This window comes from Umezawaea endophytica (assembly GCF_025061645.1).
Lineage (GTDB): Bacteria > Actinomycetota > Actinomycetes > Mycobacteriales > Pseudonocardiaceae > Umezawaea > Umezawaea endophytica.
This window is the reverse complement of record NZ_JANYMP010000001.1, coordinates 32,138-48,268: the sequence shown is the minus strand read 5'-3', so window position 1 is coordinate 48,268 and position 16,131 is coordinate 32,138. Positions and strand designations below refer to the sequence as shown.

General features: G+C 72.9%; 16 protein-coding genes. 6 read left to right on the top strand and 10 right to left on the bottom strand.

Annotated elements, in window-relative coordinates:
• Positions 1-14: 14 nt before the first annotated feature.
• Together NZH93_RS00220 and NZH93_RS00215 are read right to left on the bottom strand one after the other, a co-directional pair.
• Complete coding sequence (locus tag NZH93_RS00220) at positions 15-731, bottom strand: MerR family transcriptional regulator (RefSeq protein WP_259620787.1); 717 nt, start codon at positions 729-731, stop codon at positions 15-17.
• Between the two features lie 274 nt (positions 732-1,005).
• Positions 1,006-1,815 carry an NAD(P)-dependent oxidoreductase gene (locus NZH93_RS00215; RefSeq protein ID WP_259620786.1) on the bottom strand — a complete coding sequence of 270 codons (810 nt, stop codon included), beginning with the start codon at positions 1,813-1,815 and terminating at the stop codon, positions 1,006-1,008.
• Between the two features lie 57 nt (positions 1,816-1,872).
• Here NZH93_RS00215 and NZH93_RS00210 point away from each other — a divergent pair, with 57 nt between their 5' ends.
• Positions 1,873-2,793: a LysR family transcriptional regulator gene (locus NZH93_RS00210; protein ID WP_259620785.1), complete on the top strand. Its 921-nt coding sequence runs from the start codon at positions 1,873-1,875 to the stop codon at positions 2,791-2,793.
• Positions 2,794-2,827: 34 nt separating this feature from the next.
• Here the strand turns inward: NZH93_RS00210 and NZH93_RS00205 are convergent, their stop codons facing one another.
• Positions 2,828-3,277: a MarR family winged helix-turn-helix transcriptional regulator gene (locus tag NZH93_RS00205; protein ID WP_259620784.1), complete on the bottom strand. Its 450-nt coding sequence runs from the start codon at positions 3,275-3,277 to the stop codon at positions 2,828-2,830.
• Positions 3,278-3,336: 59 nt separating this feature from the next.
• Here NZH93_RS00205 and NZH93_RS00200 point away from each other — a divergent pair, with 59 nt between their 5' ends.
• A complete protein-coding gene (locus NZH93_RS00200) occupies positions 3,337-3,708 on the top strand; it encodes a VOC family protein (protein ID WP_259620783.1) in 372 nt (123 codons plus the stop codon).
• 1 nt (position 3,709) lies between these two features.
• Positions 3,710-4,573, top strand: coding sequence for a DNA-3-methyladenine glycosylase family protein (locus tag NZH93_RS00195; RefSeq protein WP_259620782.1), 864 nt, complete (start codon positions 3,710-3,712; stop codon positions 4,571-4,573).
• 78 nt (positions 4,574-4,651) lie between these two features.
• On the opposite strand, the gene NZH93_RS00190 is transcribed toward NZH93_RS00195, so the two are convergent.
• Complete coding sequence (locus NZH93_RS00190) at positions 4,652-5,242, bottom strand: TetR/AcrR family transcriptional regulator (protein WP_259620781.1); 591 nt, start codon at positions 5,240-5,242, stop codon at positions 4,652-4,654.
• Positions 5,243-5,444: 202 nt separating this feature from the next.
• Between NZH93_RS00190 and NZH93_RS00185 the strand changes: the two genes are divergently transcribed.
• The 3 genes from NZH93_RS00185 (at position 5,445) to NZH93_RS00175 (ending at position 8,908) form a co-directional block, all read left to right on the top strand.
• On the top strand, positions 5,445-6,560 hold the full coding sequence (locus tag NZH93_RS00185; RefSeq protein WP_259620780.1) for an endo-1,4-beta-xylanase: 1,116 nt from the start codon (positions 5,445-5,447) through the stop codon (positions 6,558-6,560).
• A 64-nt stretch (positions 6,561-6,624) separates the two neighbouring features.
• On the top strand, positions 6,625-7,872 hold the full coding sequence (locus NZH93_RS00180) for an SGNH/GDSL hydrolase family protein (protein WP_259620779.1): 1,248 nt from the start codon (positions 6,625-6,627) through the stop codon (positions 7,870-7,872).
• Positions 7,873-7,987: 115 nt separating this feature from the next.
• Positions 7,988-8,908: a TIR domain-containing protein gene (locus NZH93_RS00175; RefSeq protein ID WP_259620778.1), complete on the top strand. Its 921-nt coding sequence runs from the start codon at positions 7,988-7,990 to the stop codon at positions 8,906-8,908.
• Positions 8,909-8,917: 9 nt separating this feature from the next.
• Here the strand turns inward: NZH93_RS00175 and NZH93_RS00170 are convergent, their stop codons facing one another.
• From NZH93_RS00170 to NZH93_RS00145, 6 genes are all read right to left on the bottom strand, one after another.
• Positions 8,918-11,428, bottom strand: a complete 2,511-nt coding sequence (locus tag NZH93_RS00170; protein WP_259620777.1) for a CHAT domain-containing protein — start codon at positions 11,426-11,428, stop codon at positions 8,918-8,920.
• Positions 11,425-11,862 carry a hypothetical protein gene (locus tag NZH93_RS00165; RefSeq protein ID WP_259620776.1) on the bottom strand — a complete coding sequence of 146 codons (438 nt, stop codon included), beginning with the start codon at positions 11,860-11,862 and terminating at the stop codon, positions 11,425-11,427. The genes NZH93_RS00170 and NZH93_RS00165 overlap by 4 nt, the downstream gene beginning before the upstream one ends.
• Positions 11,863-11,865: 3 nt before the next feature.
• Positions 11,866-12,438, bottom strand: coding sequence for an RNA polymerase sigma factor (locus tag NZH93_RS00160; protein WP_259620775.1), 573 nt, complete (start codon positions 12,436-12,438; stop codon positions 11,866-11,868).
• Complete coding sequence (locus tag NZH93_RS00155; protein ID WP_259620774.1) at positions 12,435-14,003, bottom strand: S8 family peptidase; 1,569 nt, start codon at positions 14,001-14,003, stop codon at positions 12,435-12,437. The genes NZH93_RS00160 and NZH93_RS00155 overlap by 4 nt, the downstream gene beginning before the upstream one ends.
• A gap of 280 nt (positions 14,004-14,283) precedes the next feature.
• A complete protein-coding gene (locus NZH93_RS00150) occupies positions 14,284-15,465 on the bottom strand; it encodes an FAD-dependent monooxygenase (protein WP_259620773.1) in 1,182 nt (393 codons plus the stop codon).
• Positions 15,462-16,028 carry a TetR/AcrR family transcriptional regulator gene (locus tag NZH93_RS00145; RefSeq protein ID WP_259620772.1) on the bottom strand — a complete coding sequence of 189 codons (567 nt, stop codon included), beginning with the start codon at positions 16,026-16,028 and terminating at the stop codon, positions 15,462-15,464. Before NZH93_RS00145 ends, NZH93_RS00150 begins: the two co-directional genes overlap by 4 nt.
• Between the last annotated feature and the right edge of the window lie 103 nt (positions 16,029-16,131).

Below are 16,131 nucleotides of genomic sequence, written 5' to 3'. Positions count from 1 at the left end.
GAAGTTGGGAAAACTCAGCCGTTCATGCGGATCAGAACGTCGATCTGCGCCTTGTTGTAGAGCTCCACGACGACCTTGCCCATCGTCTTCATCGCGAACTCCGCGCCCCGCGGCCCACCGGCGTACATGGCGGTGGCGTCCGGGAACATCGCGCGCACCTCCTGGGTGAACGGGAGCGCGAGCAGGCGTTCCGCCAGGCGCTGGCGGGTTTCCTCGTCCGCGTCGACGGGCAGTGCCTCGAACTCCGCCTTGGCGGGGTCCTTGGTGTAGCTCGCCAGCGCCTCGGCGTAGGCGGACATCGCCTCCGGCGAGACGAGCTGGGCCATCAGCGTGGTCAACGAGCGTTCCTGCGGAGACAGGTCCGCCTCGGCGATCGTCGAGGCGATGTCGACCGGCAGGTCGGTCACCTTCTCCTGGCGCAGGATCAGCGCGAGGTCCGCCCGCGCCCGCTGGAGGCGGTCGATCGTCGCGGCCAGTTCGGCGTCGAGCCTGCGCAGCGCCGCGCCGGGGTGCTCGTCCGCGTCGCCCAACTCGGCGATCTGGGCGAGCGACAGCCCGAGCCCGGTGAGGCGCTTGATCCGCAGCACGCGCACCAGGTGGGCCACGCCGTAGCTCTTGTAGCCGTTGGGCCTGCGTTCGGGCTCGGTGAGCAGCCCGACCTCGTGGTAGTGCCGGATGGTGCGCAGCGTCGTGTCCGCGAGGTCGGCGAGCTGGTTGGTGCTCCATCCCACGACGGCCCCCCGGTACTCGGCTGCGTCGACGCGGTCACGTCGACGCACCAAGTGGAAACCATGCCGTAACGGCACGGTCAAGCTCGGTGGAAACTTTCCGACCAAGGTCGGACGTGGACGTCGACCTTCGTCTACGACGGGTGCGCGGAAGGTTGTTCGTCGGCCCCGTCGCGCGCCAGTGGTGCCGTGATCGGTGTACGGCGGACGCGACGAAGCCGTCGGCGAGCGTCGCCGACGGCCTCGATGGGTCCTGTGTGGACGGACGGGTCGCTGTTCAGGCCTTCCGGAGGTGGTCGACGATCCGGCCCAGGTCCTCGTCACCGGGCACACCCGGCTCGGTGAGTCGCTTGTGGACGGTGCTCGACAGCGGCAGCGACGCGGCGGCCGCGGCGAGTCCGACGTCCTTCGCGGCCAGGCGGATCGGGAAGTGGGCGCCGGTGGCGAAGGCGCGGCCCGCCAGACCCGCCAGCGGCGAGACCGCCAACGCCCCCTTGGTCAGGTCCTCCGGCAGGCCGAGCGCGTCGGCGAGGGTCATCGCCTCGGCCACCGCGGTCACGCCCACCACGACGGCGTTGATCAGCACGAGCTTCAGCGCCGCGCCGGTGCCCAGCTCGCCGGTGCGGGTGATCGCGCCGAACACCGACAGGAGCGGGGTGACCGCGTCGGCGTCGCCGCCGACCAGCAGCGACAGTTCGCCGGTGGCGGCCCGGTCGGCGCTGCCCATCACCGGGGCGTCGACGAGCGTCACGCCCGCGGGCAGCAGGGCGGCGACCTCGCGCACGACGTCGGGGCCGACGGTGGAGGCGTCGACGAGGTGGGCGCCGGGGCGCAGCGCGGGCACGACGGCCGCGACCACCTCCCGCACGGCCGCGGGGTCGGCGAGCATGGTGACGACGACGTCGGCGTCGCGCACCGCGTCGGCGGGCGACCCGGCGACGGTGGCGCCCCGTGCGCGGAGGTCGTCCGCCCGCTCCGGCGTGCGGTTCCAGACCGTCAACGGGTAGCCGGCGGCCAGCACGCGCCCGGCCATCGGCGCGCCCATCGTGCCCAGTCCGAGGAACGCGATCCTGGTGTTCTTGTCCATGCCCCCACGCTAGGCCGGACCGCGCGGTGCGAGAAGCGAATGTCTAGCATGGCTGCCATGCCCCGTCAGCATGACTTGTCCACCTCGCTCCTCGGGGTGTTCGTCGAGGTGGCCCGACTCGGTTCCTTCACCGCCGCGGCGGCCGAGCTGGACTACACCCAGTCGGCCGTCTCCCGGCAGATCTCGGCGCTGGAGGCGGAGGCGGGCGCCGTCCTGTTCGACCGCCTGCCGCGCGGCGTCCGGCTCACCGAGCTCGGCAGGCGCCTGCTGGGCCACGCCCAGGTGGTCCTGGAACACCTCGGCGCGGCCCGCCGGGAACTCGCGGACCTCCAGGAGTTGACGACCGGACGGCTGCGCGTCGGTGCCTTCGCCACCGCCGACGCGGCACTGGTCCCGCGGGCGGTCGCGACGTTCCGGCGCAGGCACCCCGACGTCACGGTGACCCTGCGCGAGGCGTTCAGCCAGGTCCTGGTCGGGCTGCTCGGGAAGGGCGAGGTCGACGTGGCCGTCGTCAGCTACCCGACCGCGCGCCAGGTCGAGGGGGTCGACCTGCGCTGGCTGTGCGACGACCACATGCACGTCGCCCTGCCCCGCGGCCACCGCTTGGCGGGCGTCCGCCAGGTCCGGCTGACCGACCTGGCCGACGAGGAGTGGATCGCGGGCAGTTCCCGCCCCGAGGACACGCTGATCAGCTCGTGCCTGCGCACCGGGTTCCGGCCCAGGATCGGTTTCGTGGCGCGCGACTGGATCGCCAAGCAGGGCTTCGTCGCCGCCGGGGTCGGCATCACCCTGATCCCGTCGCTGATCGCGGACGCCGTACGACCGGACCTCGTGCTGGCCCGGCTGCACCCCGACGACATCCCGCCGCGGCAGGTCTACGCGGCGACGGCGACCGGCGTCACCCCGTCGCCAGCCACACGGGCGTTCCTGTCCATCGTGGACGGTCCGGGGGCGGTGGACGGCGTCAGCCGGAGGTGAGCCCGTGCCGCCCGCGTTCGTGTACCTGCGGTGATCAGTCCTCGGGGGTGAGCGCGTCGACGCAGGCGGTGAGGTCGTGCAGCAGTCGGTCCTGCCTGCTCGCGGAGAGCGGGGCGAGCATGCGCTTCTCCACCGCCCGCACGGCCGCGCTGGCGGCGCGCAGGTGCTCGTCGCCGTCGGCGGTGAGGGAGGTGGGCAGGGCGCGGCCGTGTGGCGCGGTCGTCGGGCGGGTGACCAGGCCGCGGTCCTGCAAGCCGCGCAGCACCAGGTTCATCGACTGGCGGGTGACGAACACGGCTCGGGCCAGCTCGGCGTTGGACAGCCCCGGCCGCTGCGAGAGCACCTCGAGGCAGGAGTACTGCGGCACGGTCAGGCCCAGCGGCTGGAGCGCGGCGTCCATGGCCGTGCGCAGCGCGGTGGCCGCTCGTTTCAGCGTGTAACCCACCGCCTTGTCCAGGGGGCCGACCTGCTCGACTTGACTCATGTCAGCATCATGACATAGCTTCTGGATGTCAACACGCTGACATTCAAGTGGAGGACGACATGACCATCACCGGACCCGACTTCCTGGCTCTGCAAGTGCGCGACCTCGACCGCTCCGCCGAGTTCTACGAGACCCGCCTCGGGCTGCGCCGGGCACCCGTCACCCCGCCCGGCGCGGTGGTGTTCGACACCGCGCCGATCCCGTTCGCGGTGCGCGAACCGCTGCCCGGCGTGGACCTCGAAGCCGCGACCCCGCGACCGGGACTGGGTGTCGCGCTGTGGCTGGGCTCCGACGACGCCCAGGCCCTGCACGACGACCTGGCCGCCGCCGGCGTCCCGATCGCCGCGCCCCCGTTCGACAGCCCGTTCGGGCGCACGTTCTCGTTCGCCGACCCCGACGGCTACGTGGTGACCGTCCACGACAAGGCCTGACGTGGCGCGCCACGAGCTGACCGTCGACGTGCTCGGACCGTGGTCGCTGGACACCGGGAAGCGCTTCTGGGAAGGCTTCGCGCCCGACGCGCTGGCCTCCCAGGAGCGCTCCGACGAGCTGCGGACGGTGTTCCGCGTCGACGGCGACTGGAGCAGCGCCGAGGCGCGCGTCGTCCAGCGGGGGAGCACGGCGGTGATCACCGTGACCGGCGACGGCGACCTCGACCTGGCCGCCGCGCAGACCAGCCGGTTCCTGTCCCTGGACGTCGACGCCCGCGGCTGGCCCGAGGTCGGCCGCCGCGACCCGGTCGTCGCCGACGCCCAGCGGCGGCTGCCCGGCCTGCGGCCGTGCGGGTTCCACTCGCCGTACGAGGCGGCGGCGTGGGCCGTGCTGTCGCAGCGCACGCGGATCGTCCAGGCCGCGGCGCTGCGCGACTCGTTCGTGGGCGAGGACGGCGCGTTCCCCGCCCCGGAAGCGCTGCGAGCGCTGGACCTCGACCTGCCCGGCCGCAAGGCGGAGTACCTGCGAGCGGTCGCCGACGCCGCGCTGGACGGGCTCCTCGACGGCGCCGCGCTCCGCGCGATGGACCCCGACGCCGCCGTGCGGGCGGTCCAGGAGGTCAAGGGGCTCGGGCCGTTCGCGGCGGAACTCGTCGTGATCCGCGGCGCCAACGCGCCGGACGCGCTGCCGCGCAACGAACACAGGCTGAACGACGAGATCGCCCACCGGTACGGCGCGGACCGTTCACCGGTTGACGTGGCCGAGGCGTGGCGGCCGTTCCGCACGTGGGTCGCGGTCCACCTGCGGGCCCTGCGCGAGTACCGCACGCACGAGATCGGCGACCCGGTCGTGCGGATGCGCTGAGGTGCCGCCTGCCCGCGGTGGCGGTGGGATCGGCGGCCCGGTCAGGCGAACGCGCTGAGGCGTTGCCCGCGCCGGGGGTCAGGGGAACGCGCTGAGGGTTCGGTCGACCACCGGGCTGAGCTGCTGCCGGGTCGCGCCCGCCGCCGCCTGCACGGCCAGGCCCGCCGTGACGGTGAAGAGGTACCTCGCCAGGTCCGCCGGGCGTTCGGTGCGGGGCAGGTCGCCGTCGACGAGCGCGGCGTGCAGGCGCTGGGCCAGCCGGACCTCCGCGGCGGCGCGGCAGTCCGCCAGCAGTTCGGCCGCCCGCCGCTCGTCGGCCCCGCCGCCCGTCAGTCCACCTTGGACGGTCAGGCAGCCGGGCGGTTTGCCGGGCGTGGTGATGGCGACCAGGTTGGCGCTCAGGTAGCGGGCGGCGGCGGCTCGGGCGGTCGGCTGGGCGACGGCGTCGGCCAGGTACGCCATCTCGGTGTCGGCGTACCGCAGGACGGCGAGGCGGAACGTGGCCTCCTTGTTGCCGAAGGCGTTGTAGAGGCTCGGCCGGTTGATGCCCATGGCGGTGGTCAGGTCGTCGAGCCTCGTGCCCTCGTACCCCAGCCGCCAGAACACCACGACGGCGCGGTCGAGGGCGTCCTCCAGGACGAACTCCCTCGGCCTGCCCGTCGTCGCCATCGCCGAATCGTAGGTCGATCACCCGTCCGGCCGCTCGACTCGTTCGAGTGGCGTTGGTAGGCGGCCCGTGGACCGATCAAGGCGGGCCGGTCGGCCCTTGACGGTGACGACGGCGGCATTTTAAGGTCCGGCAACTCAGAAACTTTCCCCTGGTGAATCGAAAGTTTCGAGATCAAGCCCGTCGCAAGGAAGCGAGAGCCTGATGAAGCCGACCCGTCTGGCCGCCGCGGCGTTCACCGCCGTGGCGCTGTCGGTCCCCCTGATCCCCGTGGCCGCGGCCGACGTCCAACCGCTCGGCCACACCCGCAAGGACACCCTGCGCCAAGCGGCGCCGAGGGGGTTCTTCATCGGCACCGCCGTCGCGGGTGGCGGTCACCACGAGTCCCAGCCCTACCCCGACCCCTTCACCTCCGACCGCGAGTACCGGAAGGTGCTCGCGGCGGAGTTCGGCTCCGTGTCGGCCGAGAACCAGATGAAGTGGGAGTACATCCACCCGGAGCGCGACCGCTACAACTTCGGCATGGCCGACAAGATCGTCCGGTTCGCCAAGCAGAACCGGCAGGTCGTGCGCGGGCACACGCTGCTGTGGCACAGCCAGAACCCCGCCTGGCTGGAGCAGGGCGGCTTCTCCAAGGCCGAGCTGCGCTCGATCCTCCGCGACCACGTCAAGAAGGTCGTCGGGCGCTACCGGGGCAGCGTCCAGCAGTGGGACGTGGCCAACGAGATCTTCACCGACACCGGCGAACTGCGCACCACCGACAACATCTGGCTCCGCGAACTCGGTCCCGACATCATCGCCGACGCGTTCCGCTGGGCGCACGAGGCCGATCCCGGTGCCAAGCTCTTCTTCAACGACTACGGCGTGGAGAGCGTCAACGCCAAGAGCGACGCCTACCTCGCGCTGATCAAGCGGCTGCGGGCCCAGCGCGTCCCCGTGCACGGCTTCTCCGCGCAGGCGCACCTGAGCATCCGCTACGGCTTCCCCGGTGACCTGGAGACCAACCTGCGGCGGTTCTCCGCGCTGGGCCTGGACACCGCCATCACCGAGCTGGACGTCCGGATGGACCTGCCGGAGGGCGGGGTCCCGACCGAGGCGCAGCTCGCCCAGCAGGCCGACTACTACAACCGCACCCTCACCGCGTGCCTGAACGTCGAGGGCTGCGACTCGTTCACGATCTGGGGCTTCACCGACAAGTACTCGTGGGTCCCGGTGTTCTTCCAGGGCCAGGGCGCGGCGACCGTGATGTGGGAGGACTTCTCCCGCAAACCCGCCTACTCCACCCTGCGCTCCACCCTCGCCGGGGCGTCCCGCCGCTGAACGTCCGTCCTCCGTGGACGGTCGTGGACCTCCGCGGCCGTCCACGACCGACCCGGAGGTCCCTGTGCTGAAACGCTTCCTCACCGCGGTCACCCTGGTGCTCCTGACTGCGTCACCGGTGGCCGCCGAACCGCGCGCGGCGTGGGTCGGGTCGTGGGCGACCTCGCCCACGACCGTGCCCGCGTCCGACACGACGACGTTCGAGGACCAGACGCTGCGGCAGGTCGTGCACCTGAGCGCGGGCGGGTCCACCGTGCGCGTGCGGCTGTCCAACGAGTTCGGTGCCCAGCCCCTGGTCATCGGCGAGGCGCGCGTCGCCCGCCGCGCCGGGGCGGCCTCGGCGATCGACCCGCGCACCGACCGGCGGCTGACGTTCGGCGGCCGCGCGTCGGCCACCGTGCCACCCGGCGCGCCCCTGCTGAGCGACCCCGTCGCGCTGCCCGTGGCGGCCGACTCCGACCTGGTGGTCAGCGTCCACCTGCCCCGCCGCACCCCGGCGACGACCGTGCACGCCTTCCCGTACCAGGACGGGTACCTGGCGGCGGGCAACGTCGCTGGCCGCGTCGACATCACGCCGACCGCCGTGCTCGGCAAGTGGCACTTCCTCACCGGCGTCAGCGTCACGGGCGGGCGCGACGCGACCGTCGTGGCGTTCGGCGACTCGATCACCGACGGCGCCGAGACGACGCGCGGCGCGAACCGCCGCTGGCCCGACGTGCTGGCCAGGCGCCTCCGGGCCGAGCCGGGCCCGCGCCACCTCGGCGTCGTCAACGCGGGCATCAGCGGCAACCGCCTGCTGCACGACCCGAACCCGCCCGCGGGCCACCCGGCCGAGGCGTACGCGAACTACTTCGGCCAAGCCGCCCTCCGCCGCTTCGACCGCGACGTCCTGTCCCAGCCCGGAGCCGCCCACGTCGTGGTCCTGCTCGGCGTCAACGACCTCGGCCACCCCGGCACCAGCGCCCCGGAATCGGAGCGGGTCACCGCGCAGGACATCATCGCCGCCCACCGCCAGCTCATCGCCCGCGCACACGCCGCCGGACTGCGGATCCACGGCGGCACCATCACCCCGTTCAAGGACGACACCTTCGGCTTCTACAGCCCCGAGAACGAGGCCGCGCGGCAAACCGTCAACCACTGGATCCGCACCAGCGGCGAGCACGACAGCGTGATCGACTTCGACCGCGCCCTCCGCGACCCGACCGACCCCACCCGCCTCCGACCCGCGTACGACAGCGGCGACCACCTGCACCCGAACGACGCGGGCATGGCCGCGATGGCCGCGGCGGTGCCGCTGCGGGTGTTCAGGTGAGCAGGGAGGACGTATCCAATCGTGCTGGCGCCAAGTTCGACCAGATTACGGTTAATGCCGTGATCTACCAGGTCGGCGGTGCGATGCTGGGGGTATGTGGTCGAGGCGGAAAGCTGTGTTCCTCTCCTATCGCCGAAGCGACAGCGCTGGTCACGCAGGTCGTCTGTACGACGCGCTGGTCGACAGGTTCGGCGAGGACAACGTCTTCATGGACGTCGACTCGATCGAACCCGGCGAAGACTTCATTGAGGCAATCGACCGCACCATCGCGCGTGCCGGTGCGCTCATCGTGGTGATTGGCCCCTCCTGGCTCACAGACCGCCTTCGCGACGTCAACGACGTGGTGAGGATGGAGATCGAGAAGGCCTTCGACCACGGTATCCGCGTTATTCCGGTCCTGGTGGACAACGCGGTGATGCCGACGGCGGGCGACCTTCCTGTCGAGCTTCGGGCGTTGGCCTCGCGCAATGCGGTCGAACTGAGTGCAAGCCGCTTCCAATACGATGCGGGTAGAGTCGTCTCCGCGGTTGAGAGCGTGGTGGACTCCGCTCCTGTCGATCTTCGAAGCGAGTTGGATGAACCGAGAGTTCTTGCTTTTGACGTGGGACGCAGGATTGAGGCACCTCTGGATGTTGTTTGGGCGTTGCTCATCGACTTTGAGAGGGCGCCTGAAATATACTCGATGACGCAGTCTTTAGAGCTTTTATCGGACGGGCCTGCTGGAATCGGTACCAGATATCGGCAGACGATCAATGTTATTGGCGTCGGAATCAGTTCGGATGCCGTGGTCGTGGTATTCGATCCTCCGTTCTCCCTGGTCGTAATACAATTGATCTCCGGGTCGCCGACTACTCGTTTAGAATATGTACTCGCGTCCGCCGAAGGTGGAGCGACCTATATAACCTGCAAGGGTTGGGCGTTCGGGTCCGGCTGGAAGCTCAAGGCGATGGCGAAGGCGAGCAAACTCTTCGACCAGCACTTCGCGCGGAAGGAACTGGCTGAGTTGGCGGTTGTCGCAGAGCAACAGGCAAGGTGACCGGCCGGGTCAGCCGGAACCGAAGCACACCAGCGGGATCAGCGGGGTCGTCTCCGAGGCTTCGGCGAGGGCCCTGGCCGGTGGGGCGCCGTGGTGCAGGAGGTGGTGGTAGGTGGTCATCACGTCGACCACCGCGTCGTCCGGGACGCGGGCCACGCCCGCGACGACCGTTCTCGTGCCGCCGTAGAGGAACGCGGCGGCGAAGCCGAGCATCTCGTCGCCCGCGCGCACCACGGACTGCCCCGTGTCGCAGGAGGACAGCACCACGTGTTCCGGCGCGGTGGGCAGGGTGCCGATGTCGTACGCCATGAGCGGGCCGTCGGCCAGGTCGAGGCGGGAGAAGAGGATGTTGCCCGGCTCGTGGTGGCCGTGGGCGGCGAAGTGCACCATGCGGCGTTCCGCCATGGCCGCCAGCGTGCCGCCGACGGACGCCGACGCGCCGGTGAGGACGGTGCTGTCCGGCAGGACCTCGGCGATCTTGCCGACCTCGCCCGGCGCGTGGTCCAGGTCGGGGCCCGCCACCAGCAGCGGTTCCGGCGTGGTCGGCTTGCCCGTCGGACGTCGGCCGCGCAGCCACACGGACGCCGACGGCGCCACGGTCACCGGACGGCCGCGCAGCCCGTCGAGCAGCCCCCACGGCACGCCGGACAGCGGGCCGGTCGGCACGATCACCAGGTCGCGGTCGCCCAGCAGGGCCTCCAGCGGGGCGATGACCTGGTCCCGCAGGGTGTCGAGCTGGTGCCGCAGGGACAGCTTGACCACCTCGACGAGCGCGGCCGGGTGCCTGCGCCCGCACAGGGCGTCCAGGTCGGACCGCAGGCGGGCGACCGTCTCCGCGATGGCGGCCAGGTCGCCGCAGGCCACCATCCGGCTCGTGCCGTCCACGACCACCAGCCCGAGCAGGCGCCCGTCGGACGGCAGGAAGCTGACCAGGACGGCGTCGCCCAGTTCGGCGGCGACCTCGTGCAGGGAGTGCGGTCCGGTCTGTTCGCCGTCGCCCTGCGCCTGCCAGCCGCGGGCGCGGATGGTGTGCTCCAACTCGGCGCAGCGCCGGGCCGCCTCCGCGTCGCGACGGCCCGCGAGTTCCGCCGCGCGCACGACCGTCGCCAACTGGCGCAGCTCCGCCACCGCGTCGGACGTCTCGGTGTCGGCGGGCGGGTGCGCGGGTGACATCAGGAACGCCTGCGCGCGTGAGCGTTCCGCCCAGGCGAACACCGCGGGGGGCCTGCCGTGCCGCAGTGCCGTGGCGAGGCCGACGGCGGCCAGGTCGACGCCCATCGCGGCCGTGCCCGTGCGCAGGTCGATGCTGCCGAACCGGCTGCGCCTGCCGTGCAGCACGCGCAGCCCGGACCTGGCCTGGCGCAACGCCTTCGCGGTGTCGCCGGTCGCGGCGTGCCACTCGGCCCACGCCACCCTGCGCAGCAGCACCGTCTCCTGCACCGGGGACGGGCTGCGGCGGCGCCTCAGCAGGAGTCCCGCCTCGCCGTGCCTGCCGAGCCGCACCAGCGCGCGGGCGGCCAGGAGCGTGGCCGCCTCGCCGTCGTTCGGCAGCCCGAGGCCGTGCAGGGTCGACGCCAGGTCCTCGGCCTCCGCGGCGATGGCGGCGAGCCTGCGCCCGGCCTGGAAGTCGGCGCGCAGCCGGGTGAGCACGGCGACGGCGGCCCAGCTCCGGTCACCCCGGCGCAGGAAGCGGCGCTCCGCCCGCCGCGCCCACAGTCGCGCCGTCCGCGCGTCCCCCTGGGACACGGCGGCGCTCGCACGGGTCAGCGCCGCCTCCGCGCGCTCGTAGGTCGGCCCGGCGCGCCCGAGCAGCCGGATCGCCTCGTCCAGCTCCGCGGCGGCCTCGTCGGCCAGCCCGGCCTGCATGAGCGCTCGCGCCCGGTCGATCGCCAGCACCGGCAGCAAACCCTCGGCGTGCCGGGCGAACCCCGGCTTCGCCAGGTCGAACGAGTGCAGCGCGGCCGGGATGTCGCCCATCAGCATCTCGCAGTAGCCGCGGTTGAGCCTGGCCTTGGCGACCATCAGCGGGAGGTCCGCGGCGTGGGCGATCTCCTCGCACCGCTCCAGGTCGGCCGCCGCGATCCGGGGCCTGCCCGCCAGGCTGTGCACCATGGCCCGGTTGAGCAGGGCGCTCGCGAGGCCGTAGCGGTCCGCCGGGTCGGTGTGCAGCGGGATGCCCTCGTTGAGGTGCCGCAACGCCTCGTCCATGCGGCCGGTGAGGATGCACAGCAGCCCCCGTTGCAGCAGCAGCGTGCCGCGGTCCTCGGGGGCGACGGCGGTCTCGGCCTCGTCGAGCAGGGCGAAGCCCGCGGGGGAGCGGCCGAGGTGGACCTCGGCCGCCGCCGCGCTGATCAGCACTCGCGCGGCGGCCGTCCGGTCGTCCGGATCGGTCGCACCGGGCCAGGACAGCAGCCCGAGCGCCGTCCGGAACAGCCGCAGGCTCTCCGCCGACCGGCCCGCGCCCAGCGCCGCCCGGCCGCGGTCGTGCAGGGCCCGCGCCCGCGCTGAGGCACCGGTCACAGCGCTATGGCCGGCGTGGTGACCGTCCCGTTGGCCCGCACGAAGAGCTGGGCCAGCGCCGGGACCACGCCGGTGAACGCGAACCGGCCGTTGCCGTCGCACGACGTGGAGCGCGTGCTCGTGGGCGTGCGCAGCTCCACCGGGTACGCGGCGGGCGGCGTGATCCACCCGTCGAGCCTCAGCGAGCCGTCGGCGTGCGGCGTCACGTTGACCATGATGGTCAGGCTGGCGCTGTCGAACGTGATGAGCTGCGAGCGCTCGTCGCCGCGCGCGGACGCCGTGAGCCGGGGCTTCCGCACGACGTCGAGCACCTCGTCGTCGGCGGTGGCGTGGTCGAGCGCGAAGCACGCGAGGTCGGCGAGGATCGCGGGCGCGGGGTCCGCCTCGTCCCACACGTCCCTCAGCCTGCCCAGCAGTTCGTCGTCGGTGCTCACCGGTCACTCTCCCTTCGGGGCCAGCAGGGTGCGCAGCCTGCCGAGGCACCGGCCGCGCTGCGGACCGATCGACCCGCGCGGCATGCCCAGCGCGGCGGACACCTCGCTGTAGTCCGGTCGGTGCAGGAACGCGACGATGCGCAGCAGTTGCCTGCACCGCTGCGGCAACTGCTCCACCGCCGCCCACAGCTCCTTGTTGCGCGTCGACACGACGACGTGGTCCTCCGGACCGGGAGCCTCGTCGGGCTCGTCGAAGAACGCGTCGTCGCCCACCGGCCGTTCGGTGCGCTGGGCTCGGCTGACCCGCCACGCCTCCCGCTTCGTCGTGGTGACCAGCCAGCTCACCAGCGCGCCGGGGGCGCGGATGGCGTCCAGGGCGCGCAGCAGCTTCAACCAGGTCGTCTGCACGACGTCCGCGCTCGTCTCGGAGTCGAGGCCCTGCGCCCTGGCGACGTGCCACAGCAGCGGCGTCAGGTCGCGCACCACCGCTTCGAGGCTCGACCGGTCACCCGACCGCGTCTTCTCCAGCAGCGCGCCCAACTGCTCGTCGTCCAGACGCCGGTGGCCGTTCGTCACGTCAGCAGCCGTTTCACCGCGTCGGCCGCGCGCTCCGCCCTGGACGCGGTCTCCGGGACCGCGATGCCGCCCGCGGCGCCCGCCAGCGTCACGGCCACCTCGGCCGCGACCTCGGGCGCGGCGTAGGACGTGCCGGACCCGATGGCGAACCCGCTGGTGAAGCAGTCCGGGTCGGCGGTCTGCCTGGCACCGGACAGGGTCGTCATCTGCGCGCCCCGCGCCCCGCGCAGGCTCGTCGGGAACGTGCTCAGGACGTTCGCGCCGGTGGCCTCGACGGTGACGTACGCCCCGGCGTTGCTGAACCACGCCTCGGTGCCGTCCGGGTTGAGCGCGCCGACGCCCAGCACCAGAGGGTCGTCCTCCGAGAGCGCCGCCGGGTAGAAGGGCCGGGTGGTGGCGTCGTTGCCCGCCGCCGCCACGACGACCACACCGAGGTCGGTCAGCTCGGTGACGACCTCGCGCAGGTGCCGCGCGGCGTCGGAGTCGTCCTCGACGTACCCGCCGATCGACAGCGACACGACGTCCACGTGCCCGCCCCGCTTGATCCGGCCGACGAGCATCCACAGCGCCAGCAGCAGGTCCGCCTCGTAGCAGACGTTGTCGGGGTGCAGGACCCGCAGCGCGAGCACGTCCGCGTCCGGCGCGTTCTGGTGGATCCGGCCCGCGATGAACGTGAAGTGCCCGGTGGCCCTGCCGATCTGCTCCGACAGCTCGTCGGTGTACGGCGGGTCCTCCCACACGCTGGTCAGTACCTGCGTCGGCGTCAGGCCGTCGAGCCGCCGCGCCTGCTCGCGCAGCGCGACCTCGGCCGCCTCGAAGACCTGCACGAACCCGTCGGCGGGCAGCGGGTCGCCGATCTCCTCGACCCCGAACCAGGGGTGGGTGTTGAGACCGGAGTCCGGCACGGCGACGACGACCCGGCGCTCGTCCTGCGCGCACACCCGCCGCCGCCGTGGGCGCGCACCCGTGAAGGCCACGGGCAGCAGCCGGTAGGGCTCGCCCGCGCCGCCGTCGTCGGTGTCGCCGCGCACGTCGTGCGGGCTCCACGTCGGCACGCCGCCGAAGGAGGCCCCGACCATCAGGTGCTCCAGCGCGATCGCGTCGACGCCGGGCCGGAGCCGGTCGATCCGCCCCTGGTCCAGGCCCAGGCGGATCTGCCGCACACCGGTCCACGCGTCCACCTCCGCGGTGGTCCTGCCGTGGGGGAAGAGGACGACGGGGACGGGGACGCGGTCGCGGGTCGGACCGTCCAGCACGTCCAGCTCCTCCGGCAGCTCCGGAACGGGCCAGGCCTCCTCGGCGGAGCGCTTCATGCTCAGCCCGACGAGGTTCAGCTCGGCGTCGACCTCGGCGCACGACTCGGTGTTGGCGAGCACCCCGTGCGGCATGAGCATGACCGCCGTGCGGTACACGGTCGACCGCGTGACCGAGCCGTCTGGCCTCCGCGTCGCGCCCACGGGGTGCAGCATCCGAGCGCCGTGCTTGTCCAGCGACCACTGCGGCCACACGGGCAGGTCGGGGTGGTCGGCCCTGGTGGCAGGCCGCTGAGGCGAACGGATCGTCATCGTGTGCGTCCCTTCTGACCGCCGTCGTCGTGGCGGCTCCGACGGTGCGTGGTGCGGTGCTCGGCTGAACTGGGTGCGAGTGGGTGACCGGTCCTGTCACGACCACCCACTCGGTCTTGGGTGACCACTCGCGCGGGACGCGGCCGACGCGGGTGTGGTCCACGAGCGCGGTGTGTCCGTACACACGATCGAGAGAGGACTACCCCTCTGCTGGATTCAGATCCGAGGGTCACGAAACGGATACGGCGGCAGCGGGTTCGGGCGAACGGCCCACCGGTGGCTATGCCGGATCGATCGGTTCCCGGCGCGGGGTGGTGACGACGTCGGTCGACTTGCCGACGATCGTGGCGGCGACCCAGCGGCTGACGGCCGGGAAGCGGGTCAGGCGCAGCGCGGCGCGGCGGACGACGAGTTCGACCGCCGAAGCGGGCAGGAACCAGCGGGCGCCCGCGCGGCCCACCCGCTGCCTCTCCTCGACGACGGGGCGCCACAGGCGTTCGTACGCCGCCGTCGCCCGGTCGACCGGTGCGCGGGTGAGCTGGTCGGCGAGCACGTAGGCGCCCGCGACGCCGAGCGACGCCCCCTGGCCCGCGAGCAGGGACACGGCGTGGCACGCGTCCCCGATGAGCACGACCCGGCCCCTGCTCCACTCCGGGACGTGCACCTGGGAGACCTGGTCGTAGTAGATCTCCTCCGACGGCGGGCACAGGTCGAGCGCCTCGGGGACGATCCAGCCGAGGCCGCGGTAGGTGTCGCGGACGGACTCCCTGACGTCGGCGGGGGTGGTCGGGTCCGGGGTGCGGTGCACGGCGAACGTCGCGACCCGGCCGTCGCGCAGCCCGTAGAACCCCATCTGCCTGCCGACGGTGTCGGTGAGGGTGAAGCGGCCGCGGGTGGCGGCGTGCACCCGCGGCGCGTCGAAGAGGAACGCGGCGGTGTGGAAACCCAGGTACCGCAGGTACTCCCGCTCGTCGCCGAAGACGAGTCGGCGGACCGTCGAGTGGACGCCGTCGGCGCCGACGAGCAGGTCCGCCCCGAGCGTGGACCCGTCGGTGAGCGCGACCTCCACCCGGTCGCCGCGGTCGGTCACGGCGACCGGCCCGGTGCCGTAGCGCACGTCGACGCCCGCCGGGAGGCGGGCGCGCAGCACGCCTTCGAGGTCCGGTCGCAGGACGTTGACCAGCGTGCCGCCCGCGAGTCCGGGGGTGCGGACCCCGACCGTGCGCCGCCCGCGCCCGTCCACGAGGGTCGCCTCGTCGACGTGGTAGCGGACCTCGTCGACCGCGGGCAGCAGCCCCATCGCGTCGAGGGCGTCCAGGCCGGGGCCGAAGAAATCGATCATGTACCCCTGCGGCCGGGGACCGGGGGCGCGGTCCAGCAGCACGACCTCATGGCCCGAGGACGACATCCGGTTCGCGAAGGTGAGCCCGGCGATCCCCGCTCCGCAGACCACGACCCTCACGCGCGGCCACCCCGGTCGACGAGCCTGCGCAGGACGGCGGCCGAGTCCGGCGCCGCCCCGAGGCCGCGGTGCAGCAGCAGCCCGTCGACCGCGGCGATCAGCACGGCGGCCGTCCGCTCGGGGTCCGGCACGCCGCGCTCGCCCAGCCAGGCGCCGAACCGCAGCCGGAACTCCACGACCGCCCCGCCGAGCCGTTCGCGCAGCTCCTCGTCGCGCGTCGCCGCGAGGTAGGACTCGGTGAGCAGCAGGGACGTCGGGTCGGACCCGGTGTACCGCTCCACCGACGCGATCAGCGCGTCGACGGCGTCCTCTGGGGTGGACGCGGTGGCGAGGAACGCCTCCACCTCGCCCAGCGCCTGCCGCACGTGCCCGACCACGGCCTCGGTCAGCAGCGCCCGCAGCGTGGGGTAGTGGTAGTGCACGACGCTCGGCGTCACCCCGGCGCGCTCGGCCAGGACCCTCGTGCTCACGCCCGCCCAGCCGCGTTCCGGGACGAGTTCGACCGCCGCGGCCAGCAGCCGCCGCCGGACCTCCAGACCCCGTCGCGCCGCCGGAGAACTCACGCGCACCTCCCACGTAGGGCAGTCGCCCTGTACGACTGCCCTGACTGTAGGGCGGCGTCGGTCGAGCGGGCAACCGGCCGTCCGCTCGCTACCCGCTGTGAGC